We start from the raw sequence: 19714 nt of genomic DNA on the forward strand, positions 1-19714 counted from the left end.
CCTGAGAGGTGCCCATGACGTTCATCAACTGCGCCAGTGACGTGGCTGCCTCGTCCGCGCTCAGGTTCGTTGTCTCGCCCAGATCGATCATGGTGCGCGTGAAACCGACGATGGCCTCGGACTTCACGCCGAGCTGACCGGCAGCCTCAGCGACAGCGGCGATCTCTCGATGCGACGACGGCAGTTCTTTCGCCATCGACCGCAGCCCAGCCTCAATCGCAGCCATCTGCTGCGGTGTGCCATCCACGGTTTTGGTGACGCCCGCCCAAGCCGACTCCCAGTCGATCGCGGACTTCGCCAGCCCACCCAGCGCGAGCGCACCAACCGCACCCACCTTGAGAAGGGTGCCGCCCAGTCTCCCGAGCTGGTCAGAGTGTTTGTCCATCCAGCGGGTCGCGGTCGTCCCGGCCTTCTGGGCGGTGCGGGAGTACTCGACAGCGGCCTGGCCGACCTGTCGGAAGCCTGTGATGACGCCCTGCACGCCGTCGATCGTCAGTCGAGCCATGACGGTACGAGACACGCCACATCACCACCTCTGCAGTGTCAGTCCTCGGTTGGGATCGGCAGCCGCTCCAGACGGATACGGCGGGCCTGCGGCAGCGGATCAGCGGAAGTGCCCTCCAGCTCCCGGTCTTCGCTGCTCACCCGCTGTTGCCAGCGGGCCATTGCGACACAGCCTCGGCACCAGCCGACGTGGATGCGGTGGTAGTACCCATCACCGTCGTCCTCGAGCGGTGACTTGTCGGTCAGGGTCTCTGTCAGATCAGAACCGCAGCCGTGACAGGTGTGGGCCTCGATCTCGTCGAGAGCCAGCGCCATATTGCGCTCAGTCTCGTCCCACGCCGGGGCGGTTGTGATGGTGTAGCTGCCGTCGCCAGTGGGTGTGATGGTGCGGTTCGGCTCCCACCCGAGCATCGCCCGGACAGTCAACCCACGCGCTTTCGCGGCCCGCACCAGCGCCAGCATGTCAGGATCGGCCTTGAGGGCGCCGATCAAAAATTTACGGTGTTGCTGCCCCGCCGGTTATTGGCGTACACGAGTGCCCGGATCGGGTCCAACTCGCCAAACGTCGGCTGCGCCGCATCCAAGAACTCGGTCCACGTCTGGCCGGTGTCCTCACCGTCCAGCTCGACCCGCAAGAAGCAGCGGGCAGTGACCTCGGAGTGGAACTTCTGCGCCGAGGCCGCATCCGTATCGACCTCCGCCCCGCCAGACCGGATCAGAATGTGCTCATACTCGTCGGCATTGAGGCGGCGGAACACGAGGTCAACCTGACAGTCCCGCGCCTCCTCGATCGCCGTCTCCAGATCGGCCTTGATGTGCCCCAGCTCGGCAGTCAGGGTTTCACGCTCGTCGGGATCGCTGGCGCGACGATCCTCAGACTCACCCTCGCCAGCATCCCCCAGCGCTTGGAGCCGATCCTCGATCGCAGCGGCACGTCGCCCCATGCCCTCGATGCGGTCCGCCAGTTCCTCATCGAGCATGAAGGGGATGCGCTGCAGCCCGGCGGTGGACCGCTGCTGCTGGCGGCGTTCCAGCGCCTCCCGAAGTTTCTGGTTCGCAGTACTCATGATGTGGTCTCCCTGTCTGGCCGCAGCCCCCGCCATGACAGGGCGTGGCGGGGGCTGCGGCGGGCTATGCGGCGGTAGGTCAGGCGAAGGTCACGCCGGAGCGGAGCAGTGTCCACGAGGTCTGTACCTTGCGGACATATTTGCCGGACTGAAGTGGGGACGTGTGCTCGGCGCCGTTCTGCACCATGTACTCATCCCACCTGTCGGACGCCTTCAGCTCGGTGCCATGCTTAACCCCCATCCGCAGATACACGTACTGGGTCTGGTTCGCCTTGATTTTCGACTTCGCCAGGTTTCCCGGCTCGGTGCCGTCTCCCTGGGGAGCCACGAGGTGGACCCACTCCTTCCGGTCGTACACGGTCGCGCCGAAGCTCTCAACCTTGCTCGCGTGACAGGCCCGCGTGTCGTCCTCACGCTCCTGCGAGAAGCCGATCTCGACCTCCCCGGAGGGCAGGTAGCAGGACACGTCGAACATCGCCTTGAGGTCAGCCAGCGAGGCAGCTTTCGTGTCATTCACGAGCCATGTGTTGTTGCCCGGCGAGGAGATGCCTGCCGGGTAGATGTCCTCAGTCGCCATTATTTTCTCCCTCGTCGTTTGGGGTGGACTCCGGCGTCTCCGGGGCCACAGCCAGGGTTGCGTGCAGTTTCGGCGGCAGCGCCTCGCCGTAGATGTCGGACGCACGTCCGGGATGGATGGATTCAGTCTCCTGGTCATAGACGCGGGTGGACCACACGGGCGATGTCGGGTCGCCCTTGCGTCTCACCCGGTACCAGCCCGCAGCGTCAGGAGTCGGCATGATGGTCCTCTCAGTCGTCGATGTCGTAGGTCAGCGTGAAGCTGAACCGAGGCTCGGTGGGGATAGACGTGTCCTTGATGAGCGGCCCAGCGTCCGACTCCAGCGCCGCGCCCCACCTCAGGGAAGGGAACGGGCGCCAATCCACGAACCGACCCCGGCACGCATCCAGCGCGAGCGATGCCTGTTGTGGGGTCGAGCCGCAGCAACGAACCGAGAACCGGCCCTGCCGTGACGACACCCGCCCGTCGGCGCGGGTCACGCGGTCGTAGCCGGGATCAGGGTCGATCACCAAATAGGGGACGCGTCGAGATGACGCGTCAGGGGGAGTCTCACCGAACACGAGCACACGCGGCTCCAAATACCTCGCGTGCGCCAGCGCCAGATCGTGGAGGTTCAGCACGGACAGCAGCGGGTGACTCACCGGTAGCTCCGTGACACGACCTGGTCGAGATCGTCAGCGATCAGGTCCTCTTCGCCATCCACCGAGGCTCTAACGAACGGTGACGCGGGCATGCGAGCCGTGCCGTACTCCTGATAGACGGGGTACATCTTCGCCATACGCGGGCCGATCTCGGCGGTGCGGGTCCATCGGGTGCCGCGAATGCGGTATCCGATTGCCTTCACCAAGGCACCAGTGTCGCGGGGCGCAGTTTGCTTCTGCCTCTTCCGCACCCGAACCGCGGCACGCCGCAGCACAGCAATCGTTTCCTTGTCGATGCGACCCGAGGCGTCCGTGCATGCCTGTTGTAGTTCACGCGCACCGCTCACAGTGATACTCATGCCGCCCCCTCTGGTCGATAGCCGACGATGCGGCGCACCTCGCCGTCGGAGTCCAGCAGTTCGCCGGACAGGACGAACCGTGCACCGATCAGCGCAGGGGCTCGGGAGCCCGTGACCCGCAGCACCATGTCAGGCGCATAGACGGCGTCGAGCGGCAGAGTGATCACAGCCCGATTCAGCGGAGCATCCTCACCAGCAGCCTCGACCGTGGCGGGGGCCGGGCTGGACACGTGCACGGCGCCAGACCAGCGGACAGCACCCTCGACGCCGAGGCGTCCCGTCGCCACGTCCAGCACGTCAGACGGCGCATCAGTGATGACCGCATCATCCGGCAGCGCCGGGGTCGCGACCACACAGTTCACGAGCGCCGGTTCATCCGGCCACGGCGGCATCTGAGTACCCAGCACACGGACCTCACGCCCCCGCACCACGAGCCGGGTGGGAGGGTCGATACGGCGCGCCGGATAGACAGCCAGCATGACGCGCTGACCCATCTCGCCAGGACGACCGGCCTGCTCGCTGACCGCACGCTCGGACACGGCCGCATGGAACGTGTCGCCGCCCACCAGCCGGACGAGCTCGCACTCACCGATCCAGTTCACGGCCACAGATTCCGATAGGCCCCATCGGGGGGCGGGAACGAACCGACGGGACCGACGCCACGACCACTGCCGGGACACATGGCCGCGAGGGTTCGCGTGTCATCGGGAGAGAACACCGACCCGAGCTCGGCGTCGGAGAAGTAGGTGCGCGACCACTCACCCGACTGACGCGACTTGATGCGCCGGTCTGACCCGGCGAGGCTCGCGGCGGCACCTCGCAGGATCGCGAGGGCCAATACTTGAGCCTCACCGGTCAGGGAGGTGATGCATGGGGCGATGGTCTGGGCGTATGCCAGTACGCGCCGAGCGACTGTCAGATCATCGTGAATGTGCGCCAAATCCATCGCCCCACGCCCCCCTACTTCCGGCCTCGGGTGGTCGACCCGTCGGGAGCCTCACCCTCACCCTCGGTGTTGCCGTCCGGCTCGGGAACGGCCTCGATGAGACCGATGCCGAGCAGGTGCTCGATGTGCGCAGTGTCCGACCCGTCGGGCAGCACACAGCCGTGCGACATGTGCATGTATGCGCCGCCAACCAGCACGACAGCCTTGGGTCCGCTCACTCGGTACGCCATGGTCAGACCCCCGTGCCCGTGATGCGGATCGCGGCCCTCGGCTCGATCACGGCAGCGACACCGACACGACGGACACGCAGACGGTAGCCGTCACGGTCGGAGTCAGTCGGACGCCATACCTTCGTCTCGATCCCGAGAGTGCCGGGCACGGCCGTGTAGCCGGGAGACCCGAGCTTCTCGGTCGCGATACCACCCAGCAGACTCGGGTCGAGCACCATCGGGTCAGCGAAAGGCAGATGCTTGGAAGCCAGCCACGTCTTGCCGAGGAAGTCCCCAATCACCCCGCTCTCCACCGAGCGCGATATACCGTTCGCGGCCAGGTCGGCCTTGACGAACTTCGCCGCGACCTTCCCGTACTGGGCCGGGTTCAGCACCACGACAGAGCCGTCGATACCGAGGTCGTCATCATCGAGCACGGCGTCAGCAGCCAGTACGTCCTCAATGATCTGATCGGCAGTCGTCCAGTTCGCGCCAGCCGCCTTGGTGCGGGTGACCTGCGATCCGATGACCGCGAGGTTCTTGCGATCCACGCGGCGGACCATGGAGTTGATGAGCTTGCGCAGCGCACGCTCCACAGGGTCCATGAGCAGCCGCTTGATCGCCTCATCGGTCACCTCAGAGTCCTGCCCGTCCTTCTCGGACGGGGCAGACGCCGGGGTGCCTTCAGTCGCGGGCGTCAGCGGATACTCGCCACCAGCGGCGATCTCCTCCGGCTCCCGATCTGCGTACAGGCCATCGTCGATGAGGTAGCTGATCGCGCCACCCGACACGTCGTAGCGGCCTTGCAGCAGGAAGTCTGAAATGAATTTCTGCTGCGCCAACTCCTTGACCCGCCTCGCCACGAGCGTCGGGGTCTGCAAAAAATGATGCACATCGGCGGGTGCGAGGTCTTGCCCTGCGCCCGTCACATAGGGGTAGGTGTATGCCATGATGCGTCCTCTCAGTCCGCGATCTGAATGAGGGTGCCATCGGTGCCGCCGGTGAGGGCGAGTCCGATGGGGTTGGTTTCATTGGCGGCCACGCATCCGTCAACAGCGGTCACGACATGCTGCCCAGCGGTCACGGCGCCCTTCGCCTTGACGAGTTGGACGTGTCCGCGCAGGTGCACGACGACCTTGGACTCGGCGGCGGCGCTGTGGCCTGCGACGCCGATGTACTTGGTGGACGCGCCGGACGTGGCGGCGACTCGACGGTCACCGGTCACCTCGACGCACTGTCCGCCCTTGACGGCTGCTGACGCCGTGAACGTGACGGTCTGGCCGGGCTTGAACTGGGGCAGGTAGTCGCTCATCGCGTCTCCTCCTTCGGGTAGTAGCGGGCGTACTCGGCGTCGGCAGCGGCCTCGACCGATCCGGCGTGCCCGATCTCAGACATCGGGATCGTGTTCGGGGCCAGCGAGGCGAGGATCGCGGAAGCGCCCTCCTCGTCGGCATTGAGTTGCGCCAGCCAGTGGTCGCGGCGGGCGGGCGGGATACGCCCCTCAGTGATGGCGGACGCCACCAGCGAGGTACGGCGCTCAGCGTCACGCTCGGCGCGCAGCGACCGGGCATCGGCAGCAGCAGACTGCAGATCGGCCAGTGTCGCAGCATCGACCGCTACGACACCCTCAGGCAGGGCAGCAGTCGGGGCAGGTTCGGCTCGCTCTTCGAGGGCCTCGTCGAGCGCCGCAAGCACGGCACCCTCGTCGGCGTCGGCATCGGTCATCCCGAGCCGCTCTCGGAGCCCAGCCATCAGAGAATCGGACATGGAGTCCTCCTTCGTGGTGGGTTCGCCCGGCTCAGGACTGGCCGGGAGTTCAGTGGATGCCGACACGCTCGGCAGGGGCGGGGTAGGCGCATCAGCGCGACCCTGATAGCGGAAGCTCGACAGATCGAACGGGGTTGCCGACGCAGCGGCCGCCGCATCCTCCGACCCGTCCCACGCATCAGCCAGGCCCGCCAGCACAGCCTCCTCCGCCGTGTACCACGTCTCGGCGCGCATGATGTCGCGCCACTGGGCACGGGTTCCACTAGCGCGCTTCGCGTACGCGTCGGCATAGGAGTCGCTGAGCTTGTCGAGCACCGTCGCGGTGTCGCGCAGCACCTGCGCATTTCCCCATGCGATCCCGGACGCGTCATGCACCATCATCTGGCTCGATGGACCCATTGTGATGTGGTCACCGGCCATGCAGATGAGTGACGCCGCCGACGCGGCCAGCCCATCCACGGTGACGAGGACGCGGGCACGGTGCCGACGCAGCGCATTCATGATCGCCACACCATCCCAGGCAGCGCCGCCCGGAGAGTTCACGTACAGGTTGATCTGATCGACATCGAGCGCCGCGATCTGCTCGGCAAAGTCCTTGGCGGACACACCACCCCATCTCCCGATGTCGCCGTAGATGCGGACATCAGCCACGGTCTCGGTACCACCATCAGCCCTCATCTCGATCGAGCAGTAGTGCTGAGTCGCCATCACGCCACCTCCCTCACCGGCAGGCCATGGCTGGCCCGCATGTAGTCCTCCAGCCCCTCATCGGGGGTCACGGCTCCGCAGTCAACCAGAGCCTTGATTGCGTCCGCCGTAGCCGGGCTCTTCGCCCCGATCTCATCGAAGACGAGCTGCGGTGCAGGCTCGTCCTCGCCCCAGTTGAGGTCCACCAGATCATCGATGACATGCTGCTGAGTCACGTCCGCGATGTGCATCGCAACCGCCTGCAGCGACCCGACGAAGAAGTCTGCGAACGTGGTGCCGAGCGCCCACGAGCCCGTTTGGGTCCCGAGGTTCAGGAAGTGTGCGAGGACGGCGCGGGCGATCTGCTCATCGTGGTACCGGATCGGCTTGTCAGCATCCGGGAGGTCGCCCTCGACGCCGAGCAGTTGCAGCTTCGCGCCGCTCGGGATCGACGCACCAGCCTGCTCACCAGACCTGAACGCCGTCGCCAGTGCCAAACCATTCTCACGCTCGGCAGCGATCCACGCATCACGCTCCAGCGCCGTCGCTCCATCCGGCACAGGCGCACCCGTATACACCGGAACGCCGAGACCGTTGCGGTCGACAGTCAACGCCTGGGAGCGCAGCAGTCGATCTTTGATGAGCCAGTTCTTGTAGCACGATCGCAGTAGGCTCTCGCCCGCCCAGTTAGCGCCCTCGCGCTCATTGACGTACACGACGAGCCGGTCGATGGGGATACGGACTCGGCGCGTCCCCATCGAGTGCTGCTCGACGGCGACCAGGCCACCATCGGCGGCGACCTCGAAACCGGCGATCGTCTCCGGTGGCCGCCACGCCAGCTTCCGCAGACGCACCAAACCCTGCGCAGACTCGTACACCTGCTCGAAAATGGAGTGCCCGTAGGGCAGCTCCAGCAGCGCCAACCGCAGATGCTCGCTCCACGAGAATGTGCCACGGGTCCGGCGCGGCCTAGCCTCAGGTTTGCGCCCCTTGATCGGGACGCCGAGGTTGGCCGAGACCGCCTGGAGCACCGGCTCACGTACACCTGCCGGGTCCAGTTCCCATGTGGTGCGCCGGATCGGCAGCGTGACTGCCTTCAAGACGCTCTTGACCTGCGACTCCTCTCGCCTCATCCGCCCATAGACGGCGACCGAGCGAGGCCATACCAGATCGGGGTTCGTCTCCTGGGGCGCCGAGGCCATCTGCGACCACGACAGCAGCGCATCACCGCTCTGATAGCCGATCTCAGCCACAAGACACCACCCCTCTCAAAAACTCATCGTCAGCAGGCTCACCTCACGCGACCCACCATCGGCACCGCCCACCACACCAACCTTCGGCGGCGGCGGGATCGGGTCGCGGATTTCCACGACCGGTTGATGATCGAGCAGCCACACGGCACCCACAGCAGCGATCAGCGGAGACGCATCACACGGCGACCCACGCCGATCGATCACATCCACTCCACCGAGACGACGCGTCGCAGCCATTGACGCTGGCGCATCGAGACCGGGCTGCGCATTGTGCGCCAGCCGACCCGATGTCACCAACGCGAAAAAGTCCGTGTACGAGTTGAGCATGTCCTGCCCACCCCACTCCACGACCGGGAGCGTGAAATCGTCGGAGGCTCGCAGGTCAGCCAGGACAGCCGACACGGGAGCGCCACGCTCCTGCCCAGTCACACACGTCAACCGGCGCTCCACCTCCGGCGACGACAGGTACCCCTCGACCCAGTGCGTCCCGACACGCGAGGCGCGATGCTCGATCTGCGGACGCCCGTCGGCGCGGTACCCAGCGATCACCACATGGGCTCGTGACTTGTCGTCAGTCACGTCGATCGCCGCCACCAGCGGGCCAGCCAGCGTGTCCTCGTCAGCCAGACGCGGCCCCGACGGGCCATCGACCGGCTCATTCGCGCACGCGTCCCACGTGCCGGGCGGGTAGGGCGACTCGATCGCCCCGTCCGGCCACTGACACAGCACCTCCGTGTTGTGCGTCGGGATCAGATCGCCGGCGAGGAATAGCGAGTCGGGAGCGTCTACCTTGATGCAGCAGACAGGCACTGACGGCACGGTCTCGATCCGCGCAATCGTGGCTGGCCGAACATCTCGACGGGAGCGAGACGCGCGAAGATTGGCCAGCTTCCTCGGGAGGGTCGCGGGCAGCATATCGTCAGGTCGCGTCGTGAATGACACGTCGAAACGCAGCTTGTGCCCCCTCTTGCCGTATTCGCCACCGTCGAGTTCAGAGGTCTTCCACCCCAGTGATCTGACCAGCGAGCGGGCGCCTCTGATGAGTCGCATGTCGGTGTTCGTGAAGGTGGACCTTCCCGTCTTCTTGTGGATGGTTCCGTCGGAATCCATAAGCCCTTGGAGGAGCTGCAAGCGCTGCTCACGGGAAGCGGTCAGGTAAATGTCTGGGATGTGCTTGTTCTTGAGCACACCAAGCGCACGGAGGGCGCCTGTGAAGCGCCCATACCCACCGACTTGGAATCCAATGCGGTAGCAGTTCTCCGAGTCCTTGGCCGAAGTGGTCACAGTGCCGCCGCATTCGACGATCCGGCGCTCGATGTGCGCCCGGTCCCTAGCCTCGACAAATACCATCGCGGCGTGCTTGCTGCCGTCTCCTAGCCACAAGCCGAGCAGGTAGGGATGGACCGGGAGATCGACCTCGGGACCGTCGAGCGGCTCCACCTTGGGGAGCGTGAAGTTCCGTACGTCGTAGCCCATGCTCGGGTTGTAGTACGTCACCCCGCGGTCAATCAGCTCAGAGGTGCGGAGCGTCTCGACTCGCCCCGGCCTACGTCGGTCAGACACGGTCCATAGGTGGCCCTCGTCGCAGACCACAGATCGCCCATCATTGAGCGTTACCCGGTAGCAGGTTCGTCCGGTGTGAACCGGCGACTTCCCGACCACGTTCACCCACTCGCCATTGACGCCCTTGACTTGATCGCCAACCGCGATGTCGCCCATGGGAACCCATCCGCGCCGCGTGAGGGTGGGGGTGGCGACGTCTAGGCAGCGGAACACCCACTCAGGATCGGTCTGGTAGGCGCCGAGGACGGTGCGCTCGTCGATCAGGTATCCCAGCGACGGATTCGCCTCACACCACCCAGCACGGTCACCCTTCGCACGACCGGGGGCAGCCGACCACTCCGCCAGGAAAACCGTGTCCGCAGACGCCTCGTCCGCGGCCGCATCATCAGCCGCCAGCGCGTACTTCTCGAGCGGTGTCAGCTCGCAGATGCCGTCCGGGTCACCGAGCGCTAAGTGTGCGATCCGCCGCAACTGTTTCAGCACCACCGACATCACGTCGCCCGCGTTCGACATCGCCAGGATCAGGGCATGAGGCCGCGCCATCGTCGATTTTGTGACCGCGCCCCACGCGAGCCAGTTCCTCTGCTCACGCAGCTCATCGAACAGGATCAGATCGCCAGAGAAGCCACGAGCCGCGGCCCTCGACGCCGCCTTCACCTTCCATCGACGGCGCCCGCGCAGCAGTAGCGCCCGTTTGCCGTTGATCGCCACCACCTTGGCAACCTGATCAGCCAACCACGGCCGCAGCGGCTGCTCCTCGCCGTCGTCATCCTCCTCGGTAGCAGTCACCAGCTCCGACGCGAGGTCGAGAATCTCCTCAGCCGTGTCCAACCCCTGCGCGACGCCGAGCACCGTACCCCACCGGAGCACGTACAGCGCGTAGAGGCCCAGCACCAGCGAGATCGTCGACTTGCCGTTCTGGCGAGCCACCAGCAACACCAAAGTTTTGAACCGGAACGAGCCATCGTCCAGCAACTCGAGGCCGTGGACCATGAACCACTGCTGCCACGGCAGGAGCGGCATCCGCAGGACGTGCTCCGCGAAGTCGCAGACCTGGTAGCCGAGCGTCCACCGCTCCGTCTCCTCAGACCGAGGCTCCAGCGGACGCAACGGGGGCGTGTAGACCCTCGGCACCGTCGAACCGAGCCGAGCAGCCATCGTCAGCTCGCCCCACGACGAGACGCCCGCTGCTGCATCGCGATGATCCTCGCACCCGGCGAATCATCAGGCACCACGTGGGCCTCGGGCTTGGGGGGCGACGCCGCCTTCGACAGCGTCATACCCAGCGCCTCCGCATACCGCAGATATGTCGGGATCGTCACATTGTCCAGCTTCCCCGCCGGATTCAGGCCCTCCGCATCGATCGCATCGATCGCGTCAGCAAGACGACGTATCACCGCCACCAAGCCACGCGCACGACGCGACGGCGGACACTCACGCAGCGCCGCATCAGTCGCCTGCCGCACCGACTCGCCAAAGCCGTCATCCAGCACCCGACCCGACAGGACAGGAGACTCGACCTGCTCCACTACAGTCCCCCAATCTGGACCTCGCGCGACCCCCATCGCGAATCGCAGGGGGGAGAAAAAAGGGCACCCCGCGGCCTGCCACATTAGATCATGTGTACGATATTTTTCTGGTGCTTGTTCGAACGCCGCGCACCCTTGCTTGACTACACTGACCTCATGTCTGATCGCAGCGCCGCCGAGTGGGCGTACCGTGTCCTGCTAGCCCTGTCGGGCGCCCTCCTTGGCCTCTACGTCACGGCCACATGGTGGCCATCTGACCGCCTACGGATGAATGACAGCCTGACTGAGGGCGGGTCGCTTCTCGTCTCACTCGCTGGCTTGACCTTCGCTGCGGGATGCGCCGTGTGGGCGTTCACTCCCGCTCGTCGGGACTAGCTCAACCAAGGCGACACAAGACCGAGACCGACAGCGATCCGCGATCCCTGCGCGGTGTTGCAATCGGCGTGAGCTGGTGCCCAGTTGCTCTGCTCCCAGGTCAGGTGCGGATGTGTGGCTCGGGGCTTGATGTGCTGCACGGTGCACGCCTGCTTGTGTGGGTGGCGCAGGCTGTAGTCGATCGGCATGCCGCAGATGACGCATGGCAGGTCGCCCGCCTGCCCATGTCGGCGCACGAGAGCGAGCGCATCCTGTGCTCGCTTCCCGCCCCACTCAGCGGCCCCACCAGTCACCTGCGCAGACATGCGCGCTCACCGATCACACTCGGGACACCACGGCGCCCCGTCCTTGCCGTGCCGTAGGGGTAACCCGCATCGCTCGCACCAGCCACAGTCAGAGGTCCCCATCTGTCGCCCCCCTACATGCATAATGCCCACCGGCGCGAGGGCGCACTGATGGGCAACTAGGCGCAGCATATCACGACGATCTGAGTTGTGCTTCTGCTGCGACACGCCGGATGGTCCCGAGGTCATACAGCGTGCGTCGCTGGTCGTCGGGGTCTGCGACGCCCCGATCGAGGAGTGATCTGGCCGCCCATGCTTGGAGTGTGCGGAGGGGTATGCCCGTGAGGCGGGCAGCGTCGGGGAGGCTGACGGCGGTGATGGAGATGATGCGGGCGCAGTCGGTGCAGGTCCACACGTCGCCTGATGGCGTGAGGGTGCCGATGTGGCAGCGGTTGCATCGGGCGTGTCGGGGTGGGTCGTCGTCGCGGACGCCTCGGGTGGCGGCACGGGTGTTGCGCCAGCAGCGGTCGATGCCCCACACCAGCTCGTCCCACTGGGGCAGGGTCTGGGCGAAGTCGAGCCAGGTGGCGAGCCATGAGCAGCATCCGGCCACGGTGTCGGGCAGGTCGTCGGGGGCAAGTCCTGCGTCGAGGGCGTCGGCCTCGATGTCTCGGCACCAGGTCCACAGGTAGGGCAGGAGGCCTGCTCGGTCGGGGTCCATCCATTCGGCGCGTCCGGCTGCCACGTCCTGCGCGAGCGTGTTGTTGAGGAGCTGGATGACATCGAGTCGGACTGGTGGGCGACTGCCGGGTGCAGTGCGTCGCTGGGTGTCGTCGGGCGATCTGGTGATGAGCGCGGTTGGGAGGAGGGTGGCAAGGTCTGCCAGCTCGGCGAGCCAGCGGCGGACGTGCTGGGCGGTGGGGGTCACTGGTCCTCCTGGGGTGTCGGGTCGTGGTCGTGTCCGGCTGCCGGTGAGTCCTCCCTCGGTAGCCGGGCTAGGCGCGTGCGGAGCTGGTCACGGTCCCGGTACAGGCGCACCATCCGCTCAATGTTGGAGTCGTAGGCGGCCATGTCGGTGGTCGGTGGGGCCTCGCGTCGGTCGCGGTACGCGTCGAGCATGTCTGCCAGGGCCGCAGCGGCCTGCTGCGGCACGACGCCGTTGCCTGCCAGCCGCAGCGCCTCGTTGCGGGTGACTCCGGGCACGTCGGTGACCCATCCGGGCGGCAGACCCATCATCCATTCGGCGAACGCAGCGGCGAGGCGTGGCCGGTTCTTGCCGGGCTCGGTTGGCGACGGCGCGGGGTGCCCGAACGCGACCTCCTGACGGGCGACGGCAGGGGCGTACTGTCCGAACTGCTCGTGGGATGCGATGCCCTTGAGTAGTAGTTCGCCGCCGCGCGCGCCGCCACGTCGCTCATGCCCACCCGTAGCATCGGCCACGGAAGGCGTGGGGAGCGTGGCGACGGCGATACCCAGTGGCATCCCGAAGCCGTTGCCGTTGCCCAGTTCGGCCTTGACGCAGTCTCGGCGGGCCTGCCATGCGTCCACGTCCTCGCCGTCGTTGAACGCGCCAGCGGCCGGCGTGGGGAGCATGGTCACGACGGTGCGCAGGTCAGGCCCACCCGTGCCATGCTCGCCCGCGCCGTGGGTGTCCGACGACCGCGGCGTGGGGAGCATTCTCAGAGCCGCAGCACCCGCGTGTTCAACGGCAGCGTGTTCCGCCTCATTTGCGATGGGGCGCCCAGATTCTTGGCGTCCTGCGTGGTCGGCGTCGGCAGCATCTCGTCGCCAAGCGAGGACGAACACTCGGAACCGCTGGTGACAGGCGCCGACGTCGGACGCTCGTAGGCCGTGCCATTCCGCATCGAACCCGAGGTCACCCAAGTCTCCGAGTACACGTCCAAGTGCTCGCAGAACAGGCCCTCTGTCATCGGGACTTCCCATACATCCCGGGCAGTGTTCCAGGTCGCTAGCGGCCTTAGCGGAGAGACTTCCTCGGACGTTCTCCCAGACGACGTATGTGGGTTGGACATGGGCGATTGCCTCTCTCATGGTGACCCACAGGTTGGAGCGGGTGCCGTCGGTCATGCCGGCGCGTCGTCCGGCGGTGCTGAGGTCTGGGCATGGGGATCCGCCCGTGATGAGGTCGACGGGCGGGACGGTGCTCCAGTCGACGCGCGTCACGTCGCCGAGGTTGGGGGCGTCGGGGTAGCGACTCGCGAGCACCTTGCGCGCTCCCGAGTCAATGTCGGAGGTCCACACGACCTGGGCTGTCGGGAAGACGGCCTCTAGCGCGAGATCCAAGCCGCCGTAGCCCGAGAAGAGGCTCCCGACTCTGAGGGTGTCCAGATCGTTGACTTGCTCCCCACGGCTGAAGCCGGGGGATTCCTGCTTCTTCAACGGACGCCTCCTCGCTCTAGGAGCGAGGCGGTCTCACTCCATCTCCACAGGCTGAAACCGCGAGCCTCCACATGCGGTAGACTCGCCTTATGGCATACGAACCAACTCAGGCGCGAAGAATCGCGGCGGGACTCTGCAAGGATTGCGGCGAAGAGCGGGGGCCGACTGGTACCACACGCTTCTGCCGACCTTGCGCAGATCATCACTCCAAGCGCCAGGCGGAACGCAAGAAGAACCTGAGAGCCAAGTGGGCGGAAACTGGGCTCGCTTGCAACAACTGCGGAGCACGCCTCCCGGATGAGCGCTACAAAAACTGCGTCCAGTGCCGCGAGAAAGCGCGGGAACGATACGGCGCAAGGGGCGCGGAATACCGACGAAGTCGCCGAGGTACAGGCTTCTGCGTGGCGTGCTCTGCGCCATCGACACACGCGAGCAACTACTGCCGCGTGCATTGGCTGCAGGGTATCGCCAACAAGTACGGATTCAAAGGAGACCAGTACGCGGCATTGTGGGCCAAGCTCGAAGCGCAAGGATTCCGCTGCTACTACACCGGCGTCAAACTTGTGCCCGGCGTGAATGCCAGCTTGGACCACCGCATACCCCGAAGCCGCGGCGGGGACCCGCGAGACATGGATAACTGCGTCTGGTGCGACCGCCTGATCAACGCTTTCAAGAACGACTTGACTGACGCGGAGTTCATCGAGCGGTGCCGACTGGTGGTTGAACGGCTGGGCTAGTGCTCGGCTTGCTCCGGGGTCGGGTAGAAGCGGTACTTGTACGCCCGCCTCACAACCTTGCCGCTCATAGTTGACAGTGTAGCAGGTTTCGCTGTCACTTGATGCGCTTACCCCATAGCTGAAGCAAGGGGCATGCGCGCTACCAATCACGGTCATGATGTCTCCTGTCGGTTGCGGAGCGCCTGGCGTAGGCGCTCGCGGTGGGGGTCACTGGTCCTCCTGGGGTGTCGGGTCGTGGTCGTGTCCGGCTGCCGGCGGTGGCCGGAGCACGAAGGCCTCCTCGACGGCGAGCAGTCCGTCTCGGGAGGGGTGGGGGTCGTGCCAGAGTTGCCCGTCGCGGTAGAGCACCTGGTGATGTGAGTGCGTCGGCGCGTCGCCGGGCAGGATGGTCGCCCAGTGCGTGCGCATCTCCAGTTGGACGGGGCCGACCTCGCCGGACCTCGCCTTCGCCACCAGCAGCTCCGCCTGCCAGCGCTTGTCCTCGTCGGGGGCGAGCTGCTCGCGGGTGTCTGCGGTCACTATGCCTCCATGGGGCGGGTGAATCCGCAGGGTTGCGGGAGGGGATCGACGTAGATGGACATGGGGGTCTCGATATGGACGGGCGGGGCCTGCTCGTCGGGTAGGGGATGCTCGTCGGGTGCGTGTCGTGCGATGGTGAGGTGGAGTTCCCAGCGCCCGACAGTGAGGGTGAGGGTCATCAATCATCACCTCCTCGCCGTCTGGACGTGAGCGGCGAACGGGTCGGAGCGCTGGGGAGTAGCGGCACCCCTCGATGCCACGACCCTCGCCTGTCCTGCACGACGTGCCCGTCGCGCTCCATGGTGAGTAGTGCAGCCATCACCTCTACGACTGAGGCGCCGATGTTGGCGGCTATCACCGACGGTGTGGTGACCCGACCGCGTGAGCGTCGGGCGGGCAAGAACTCCCAGATGCGGCGATTCACTGCTCAGCCCACAAGTGCGCACGGCGGGCGCGGGCTGCCGCCAACACGTCTCCATAATAGGTTTCCTCCCAGCTTTCCGAGTCGCGTCCGTGCACAGCCGACCGCTTCGCCTTGGTGGAGCCGAGGATGTGGACGCGCAGCCAGCGACGGTCCAACTTGCCACCGAAGCTCAATGCGTAGGTGGGATGCACGGGGAGGTGGCGCGAGTGCAGGTAGGCGTACACGTCGACGGCGGTCCAGCGGATGATGGGTCGGCACGTGCGCTCTGTGGAGGTGCCGTGCCAGCGCAGCGACCCGGCACGAACAGCCGACTCCTCGGCCCGAACCCCCGACACATACCGGCCGGGGATAAGTTTGGCCATGATGTTGGTTGCCTTGCGGTTGGGGTCGGCATGGATCGCCTCGAACCCTGGTTCGCCTCGCTGCGGGACACGGCCCTCGTACAGGGCCTCGTGATAGTTGATGCCCGGGTGGGTGTCGAGGAATGCGTCTCGCACCCAGTCGGTTTCGGGTGGTTCCCAATCGGCCACGCGGGCACGCTTCATCGTGACCTGCGGGTCGGCGAGGTAGGCAAGGTGTGCGACCACCACTGAGTCCTTCCCCCACGACATGGACACGAACCCCTCGTCAGCATCAAGGAAGCGGCGGATTTCGGAGATGGCTTCCCCCTCGATCCGGTCGAGGCGCGCCGAATCAGCTTCGGCGATGAGATTGTCGTAGCGTTCCAGTGCGGCCCAGTGGTTGCGGTCGGGTCCGGTGATGCGGGGAGAGTCGATCAGCATGGGGCCTCCTTGGTCCACAGGATTTCGGTACGGGGAACGGTGCGACCCATCGGCACCTGTGCGCGGGCGGCGATAGGGTGCCGTGCCCATCCCCGGACTGCGGTGAGTGCAGTGTCGTACACGGTGTCTGGGTAGCCGGACACCGCCAGGGCGGCGTGGTTGACGGTTGCGATCGCGTTGACCAGGGCCAGGTGGTTGCCGTCATCCATGTGGTGCGGGTAGCGGACGCTGCCGGGGTATGGGGGGTCGATATAGAGCAGGCATCCGGGCTTGTCGTACATGTCAAGCATCTCGACGGCGGGGCGCTGGTCAATGCTGACACGGTGGAGCCGGGCCGCTGCTGGGGCGAGCCGCGACGCCCACGACGCCATGGTGTGGGGATGGGAGCCGGTGGCGATCCTCTTGACCCAGAAATCGTGCCGCTGCTCGGTGGTGCGGAGCGTGTTCTGGGTCAGCCGCACCCATACTTGGCGGGCACGCTCCACCTCGCTGGACGCATCGCTCCCGATAGCTTCGTACAGCTCGACGCGCGAGTGGGGTGTGAGGACACATGCGCGCTCCAACGCCTCCGGCTGGTCGCGCAGCACTCGCCAGAACGTGACCAGATCACCGTCCAGGTCGTTGACGGTCTCCGCCTCCGACGGTGTTTTGGCGAGCAGCACCGCGAGACTCCCGCCACACACCTCCACGTAGTGCCGGTGGGCCGGCAGTAAGACGATGATTTTGGCGGCGATCATCGTCTTACTGCCGACGTAGGGGAAAGGTGGTCTCACGCGCACTCCACTCGGTCGCCGTGGTGCCAGTAGGGTGGGCGGACGCGTTGCAACTGCCCACCCTCGGTGGGCATCGGTCGATCTCTCCACCCATCACGGACGCCCGCCTCGATGCTCCACCCGGACACCCTCCCGTATCCGACGGCGGCATGCGCCCCCAGATGTGTCACGTCGACCAGCAGGGCGTGCAGGGCATCCACGTCAGTGGTGTCTGCGTCCCACCACACACGCGGTATCCAGGCCGCAGCTACGGTTACGTCACGGGCTTTGTGGGGCCCGAGCCCGGGATGGTATTTCTGATCCTTCGTGTAGCGAGCCATCGCATCGGCGGCTGGTTTGCGGCGCAGTTCGATCGCTGTGTGCGCCTCAACATGGGGGTGGGCGCGGGACACGCACCACCCCCATGTTCCAGCCTCCATCCACCGGGCGAGCGGCAACACCGCATCGCCGGGCGGTTGGCCGGGAACAATCCGGCCCGACCCCTGCAACTGCCACCATGCCCACGACAGTGGCCCGTCGAGCATCATCGGGGTCTCCGTGAGCCCGATCGACAGGCTGTCGAGGTGGGCGGTGATCCTCACTGGCTGGGTCATCCCGCCACCTCGGTGAGCAGGTCGAGGATATCGGCGCGGGTGTTTTCGAGGCGGGCCGACCACGCATCCACGATGTGCGGGTCCGTGCCAAGCCCGTCGATGCGCACCATGCCTGCGCCCGTGCTGGACTTCGCGCCGACGCTTGCCACACCGTCGGGCGCCCACAGGGACGCTGCCACAGCCAGCATGGTCTGGTGTTGCTCGGTGGCGGCCGGGGTGAGCTGCATCGACCCACACAGGACAGCGCCAGATTTGATGGTCTGCCAGTCGTAGATCATCTGTGTAGATGCGAGAGTCTGCGCCATGTCGAGGTAGCGTCCGGCCGGTGTGGTGGTGATGTCGTGGCGGGTGCCGAACTCCTCCGACCGGTAGGCAGCGGCCCGCTTCAGAGCGTGCGCGGTCTCTGCGACATGGCCGGGCAGCCGCCACGCGTTCTCGGCGCAGACGAGCATCAGTGGAGATATGCGCACCGTGCCTGCTGCCAGATCGGAGCGGGCCGAGTAGCCGAGCATCGCCAGGTGCGGCAGCAGTTCCTCCACGCGGCGGAGGGTGTCAAGGTTGGTTTGCGACCCGGTTTCGGTGATGGCCCCGCCGGACCACAGCAGGTCAACCACTGGCTTAGACAGGCTGCCCGGTTCTATGTTGAGCGTGCGGGCGAGGTGCCACGCCAGCGCCGACCGGAGTCCGTGGCGAATCGAGTTTCCGGAGATGTAGGGCACGGTGGCGGTGGTTCCGTCGGGTTGGATGATCTGCTCGGTCCGCAGCAGGGCGGTGTTCCCGGCGGTGCCTGCGCCATGATGCAGCGGGGTGAGAGCGGTCGCGGTGTAGTACGTGAGGCTCATGATGTGTGTCTCTCTTTCGGTCAGTATGGGGCGGGGGCGTCGAGGGCAGGCTGGAGGTTTTTGCCGGTGCGGCGGGCGGTGCGCTCGACGCGGACGAGGGCGACCATGTAGACGTGCTCAGCGGCGACACGATCAGCCCATTCGGTGTAGGACGGGTCAATCACCTCGGCGAGGGCAGTCACGGTCCGCGACGCCGATTCGCTGAGCACATCGACCTGGAGTTTGGCGGCAGCGATCGTCGTCGCTTGGGCGAGAGTGGTAGCGCCCGCTGCAGCGGCTTGAAGCGCGGCAGAGGCTCGATCCCACCAATGGCTGGCCCCGATGGTGTCCACGTCGGCGGAGTCGAGTAGTGCTGACAGCCACTTCCGGGTGGCATCGAGCAGGATGTCGGTCATTGCATGGTTCCTTTCGTGACGGTCCACAGCGCGAGGTCGAGCAGTGGTGATCTGAGGTAGGGGGCGAGCGGGCGGGAGTGCTCCACCCATGCGGCGAGCTTGTCGGCGGTCGCGATACCGGACGGGTCTCCCGTGAGGACGGCTGACGCGGGGACTCCGAGACGGCGCAACTCCAGAGCGTGCCTGCGAACCATCATCCACTCATCCGGGGTGGATGTGACGGTGGTGGACTCCATCCGCATCTGCCACCGACCTGCCCCGGTGTTGACGTGGGCGTAGGGCAGGACATGTTTTTGTCCCGACACTGCGACGGTGACCAGCCACTCACCATCAGGCGGGGTGGCTAGGATGTCGGAGATGGGCGCTGGATTGGACCGGTTCAGCAGGGTCAGGCCCGGCCCGTCGGGCATGGCACATTTCTCATGTTTGGGCGGCAGGTCACTGGCTGGGGCGGCGATGATGCTCCACAACCGCAGGCTGACAGGGGG

At 66.2% G+C, this 19714-nt stretch carries 27 protein-coding genes; all 27 read right to left on the minus strand.

The annotated features are described in order from the left end of the window. On the minus strand, positions 1 to 505 hold a 505-nt coding region (locus ACTNC3_RS10430; protein WP_441227392.1), incomplete at its 3' end, for a phage tail tape measure protein. Positions 506 to 543: 38 nt separating this feature from the next. Beyond that, entirely contained in the window at positions 544 to 966 is a 423-nt protein-coding gene (locus ACTNC3_RS10435; RefSeq protein ID WP_441227393.1) for a hypothetical protein, read from the minus strand. 26 nt (positions 967 to 992) lie between these two features. Next, positions 993 to 1571, minus strand: a complete 579-nt coding sequence (locus ACTNC3_RS10440) for a hypothetical protein (protein ID WP_441042162.1) — start codon at positions 1569 to 1571, stop codon at positions 993 to 995. Between the two features lie 79 nt (positions 1572 to 1650). Continuing rightward, entirely contained in the window at positions 1651 to 2037 is a 387-nt protein-coding gene (locus ACTNC3_RS10445; protein WP_441227394.1) for a hypothetical protein, read from the minus strand. Positions 2038 to 2137: 100 nt separating this feature from the next. Next, positions 2138 to 2368 carry a hypothetical protein gene (locus ACTNC3_RS10450; RefSeq protein WP_441227395.1) on the minus strand — a complete coding sequence of 77 codons (231 nt, stop codon included), beginning with the start codon at positions 2366 to 2368 and terminating at the stop codon, positions 2138 to 2140. Positions 2369 to 2378: 10 nt separating this feature from the next. Continuing rightward, on the minus strand, positions 2379 to 2789 hold the full coding sequence (locus ACTNC3_RS10455) for a hypothetical protein (RefSeq protein ID WP_441042168.1): 411 nt from the start codon (positions 2787 to 2789) through the stop codon (positions 2379 to 2381). Next, the gene (locus ACTNC3_RS10460) at positions 2786 to 3148 is read right to left on the minus strand and encodes an HK97-gp10 family putative phage morphogenesis protein (protein WP_441085571.1); all 363 of its coding nucleotides are present in this window, start codon (positions 3146 to 3148) and stop codon (positions 2786 to 2788) included. Before ACTNC3_RS10460 ends, ACTNC3_RS10455 begins: the two co-directional genes overlap by 4 nt. After that, positions 3145 to 3750, minus strand: a complete 606-nt coding sequence (locus tag ACTNC3_RS10465) for a DUF6093 family protein (protein WP_441227396.1) — start codon at positions 3748 to 3750, stop codon at positions 3145 to 3147. Before ACTNC3_RS10465 ends, ACTNC3_RS10460 begins: the two co-directional genes overlap by 4 nt. Further along, on the minus strand, positions 3747 to 4094 hold the full coding sequence (locus ACTNC3_RS10470; RefSeq protein ID WP_441042173.1) for a hypothetical protein: 348 nt from the start codon (positions 4092 to 4094) through the stop codon (positions 3747 to 3749). Before ACTNC3_RS10470 ends, ACTNC3_RS10465 begins: the two co-directional genes overlap by 4 nt. A gap of 14 nt (positions 4095 to 4108) precedes the next feature. Continuing rightward, entirely contained in the window at positions 4109 to 4324 is a 216-nt protein-coding gene (locus ACTNC3_RS10475; protein WP_441042175.1) for a hypothetical protein, read from the minus strand. 2 nt (positions 4325 to 4326) lie between these two features. Next, complete coding sequence (locus ACTNC3_RS10480; protein WP_441085573.1) at positions 4327 to 5253, minus strand: phage major capsid protein; 927 nt, start codon at positions 5251 to 5253, stop codon at positions 4327 to 4329. Positions 5254 to 5264: 11 nt separating this feature from the next. Next, positions 5265 to 5615, minus strand: coding sequence for a capsid cement protein (locus ACTNC3_RS10485; protein ID WP_441042178.1), 351 nt, complete (start codon positions 5613 to 5615; stop codon positions 5265 to 5267). Continuing rightward, a complete protein-coding gene (locus ACTNC3_RS10490) occupies positions 5612 to 6778 on the minus strand; it encodes a head maturation protease, ClpP-related (RefSeq protein ID WP_441042180.1) in 1167 nt (388 codons plus the stop codon). The genes ACTNC3_RS10485 and ACTNC3_RS10490 overlap by 4 nt, the downstream gene beginning before the upstream one ends. Continuing rightward, positions 6778 to 8010: a phage portal protein family protein gene (locus ACTNC3_RS10495; RefSeq protein ID WP_441042182.1), complete on the minus strand. Its 1233-nt coding sequence runs from the start codon at positions 8008 to 8010 to the stop codon at positions 6778 to 6780. Before ACTNC3_RS10495 ends, ACTNC3_RS10490 begins: the two co-directional genes overlap by 1 nt. 15 nt (positions 8011 to 8025) lie before the next feature. Beyond that, a complete protein-coding gene (locus ACTNC3_RS10500) occupies positions 8026 to 10731 on the minus strand; it encodes an LAGLIDADG family homing endonuclease (RefSeq protein WP_441227397.1) in 2706 nt (901 codons plus the stop codon). Between the two features lie 2 nt (positions 10732 to 10733). After that, the gene (locus ACTNC3_RS10505; RefSeq protein ID WP_441227398.1) at positions 10734 to 10970 is read right to left on the minus strand and encodes a hypothetical protein; all 237 of its coding nucleotides are present in this window, start codon (positions 10968 to 10970) and stop codon (positions 10734 to 10736) included. A 503-nt stretch (positions 10971 to 11473) separates the two neighbouring features. Then, the gene (locus ACTNC3_RS10510; protein ID WP_366150865.1) at positions 11474 to 11782 is read right to left on the minus strand and encodes an HNH endonuclease; all 309 of its coding nucleotides are present in this window, start codon (positions 11780 to 11782) and stop codon (positions 11474 to 11476) included. Between the two features lie 172 nt (positions 11783 to 11954). After that, a complete protein-coding gene (locus tag ACTNC3_RS10515; protein ID WP_441227399.1) occupies positions 11955 to 12689 on the minus strand; it encodes a hypothetical protein in 735 nt (244 codons plus the stop codon). Then, the gene (locus ACTNC3_RS10520; RefSeq protein WP_441140855.1) at positions 12686 to 14161 is read right to left on the minus strand and encodes a DNA cytosine methyltransferase; all 1476 of its coding nucleotides are present in this window, start codon (positions 14159 to 14161) and stop codon (positions 12686 to 12688) included. Before ACTNC3_RS10520 ends, ACTNC3_RS10515 begins: the two co-directional genes overlap by 4 nt. Positions 14162 to 14894: 733 nt before the next feature. Beyond that, positions 14895 to 14966, minus strand: a complete 72-nt coding sequence (locus tag ACTNC3_RS10525) for a helix-turn-helix domain-containing protein (protein WP_441042374.1) — start codon at positions 14964 to 14966, stop codon at positions 14895 to 14897. A 139-nt stretch (positions 14967 to 15105) separates the two neighbouring features. Continuing rightward, positions 15106 to 15417, minus strand: a complete 312-nt coding sequence (locus ACTNC3_RS10530) for a hypothetical protein (RefSeq protein ID WP_441140858.1) — start codon at positions 15415 to 15417, stop codon at positions 15106 to 15108. 420 nt (positions 15418 to 15837) lie between these two features. Further along, positions 15838 to 16623 (minus strand): phosphoadenosine phosphosulfate reductase domain-containing protein, encoded by a 786-nt coding sequence (locus ACTNC3_RS10535; RefSeq protein ID WP_441042276.1) that lies wholly within the window; start codon positions 16621 to 16623, stop codon positions 15838 to 15840. After that, complete coding sequence (locus ACTNC3_RS10540) at positions 16617 to 17486, minus strand: DNA adenine methylase (RefSeq protein ID WP_441042278.1); 870 nt, start codon at positions 17484 to 17486, stop codon at positions 16617 to 16619. Before ACTNC3_RS10540 ends, ACTNC3_RS10535 begins: the two co-directional genes overlap by 7 nt. Continuing rightward, positions 17393 to 17989, minus strand: a complete 597-nt coding sequence (locus ACTNC3_RS10545; RefSeq protein ID WP_441227402.1) for a hypothetical protein — start codon at positions 17987 to 17989, stop codon at positions 17393 to 17395. Before ACTNC3_RS10545 ends, ACTNC3_RS10540 begins: the two co-directional genes overlap by 94 nt. Continuing rightward, positions 17986 to 18831, minus strand: a complete 846-nt coding sequence (locus tag ACTNC3_RS10550; protein WP_441140862.1) for a hypothetical protein — start codon at positions 18829 to 18831, stop codon at positions 17986 to 17988. The genes ACTNC3_RS10545 and ACTNC3_RS10550 overlap by 4 nt, the downstream gene beginning before the upstream one ends. 20 nt (positions 18832 to 18851) lie before the next feature. Then, the gene (locus tag ACTNC3_RS10555) at positions 18852 to 19226 is read right to left on the minus strand and encodes a hypothetical protein (protein WP_441227400.1); all 375 of its coding nucleotides are present in this window, start codon (positions 19224 to 19226) and stop codon (positions 18852 to 18854) included. Continuing rightward, positions 19223 to 19714: hypothetical protein (locus ACTNC3_RS10560; protein ID WP_441227401.1), on the minus strand; the 492-nt coding region annotated here is incomplete at its 5' end. The genes ACTNC3_RS10560 and ACTNC3_RS10555, both read right to left, overlap by 4 nt.

Source organism: Oribacterium sp. HCP3S3_B9 (assembly GCF_052064255.1).
GTDB lineage: Bacteria > Bacillota > Clostridia > Lachnospirales > Lachnospiraceae > Oribacterium.

Coding starts and splice junctions, on each gene's coding strand:
- ACTNC3_RS10470 (WP_441042173.1), bottom strand. CDS start 4,094: ATGGATTTGGCGCACATTCACGATGATCTGACAGTCGCTCGGCGCGTA.
- ACTNC3_RS10490 (WP_441042180.1), bottom strand. CDS start 6,778: ATGGCGACTCAGCACTACTGCTCGATCGAGATGAGGGCTGATGGTGGT.
- ACTNC3_RS10485 (WP_441042178.1), bottom strand. CDS start 5,615: ATGAGCGACTACCTGCCCCAGTTCAAGCCCGGCCAGACCGTCACGTTC.
- ACTNC3_RS10500 (WP_441227397.1), bottom strand. CDS start 10,731: ATGGCTGCTCGGCTCGGTTCGACGGTGCCGAGGGTCTACACGCCCCCG.
- ACTNC3_RS10450 (WP_441227395.1), bottom strand. CDS start 2,368: ATGCCGACTCCTGACGCTGCGGGCTGGTACCGGGTGAGACGCAAGGGC.
- ACTNC3_RS10510 (WP_366150865.1), bottom strand. CDS start 11,782: ATGTCTGCGCAGGTGACTGGTGGGGCCGCTGAGTGGGGCGGGAAGCGA.
- ACTNC3_RS10550 (WP_441140862.1), bottom strand. CDS start 18,831: ATGAGCCTCACGTACTACACCGCGACCGCTCTCACCCCGCTGCATCAT.
- ACTNC3_RS10555 (WP_441227400.1), bottom strand. CDS start 19,226: ATGACCGACATCCTGCTCGATGCCACCCGGAAGTGGCTGTCAGCACTA.
- ACTNC3_RS10545 (WP_441227402.1), bottom strand. CDS start 17,989: ATGACCCAGCCAGTGAGGATCACCGCCCACCTCGACAGCCTGTCGATC.
- ACTNC3_RS10460 (WP_441085571.1), bottom strand. CDS start 3,148: ATGAGTATCACTGTGAGCGGTGCGCGTGAACTACAACAGGCATGCACG.
- ACTNC3_RS10480 (WP_441085573.1), bottom strand. CDS start 5,253: ATGGCATACACCTACCCCTATGTGACGGGCGCAGGGCAAGACCTCGCA.
- ACTNC3_RS10475 (WP_441042175.1), bottom strand. CDS start 4,324: ATGGCGTACCGAGTGAGCGGACCCAAGGCTGTCGTGCTGGTTGGCGGC.
- ACTNC3_RS10535 (WP_441042276.1), bottom strand. CDS start 16,623: ATGCTGATCGACTCTCCCCGCATCACCGGACCCGACCGCAACCACTGG.
- ACTNC3_RS10435 (WP_441227393.1), bottom strand. CDS start 966: ATGCTGGCGCTGGTGCGGGCCGCGAAAGCGCGTGGGTTGACTGTCCGG.
- ACTNC3_RS10440 (WP_441042162.1), bottom strand. CDS start 1,571: ATGAGTACTGCGAACCAGAAACTTCGGGAGGCGCTGGAACGCCGCCAG.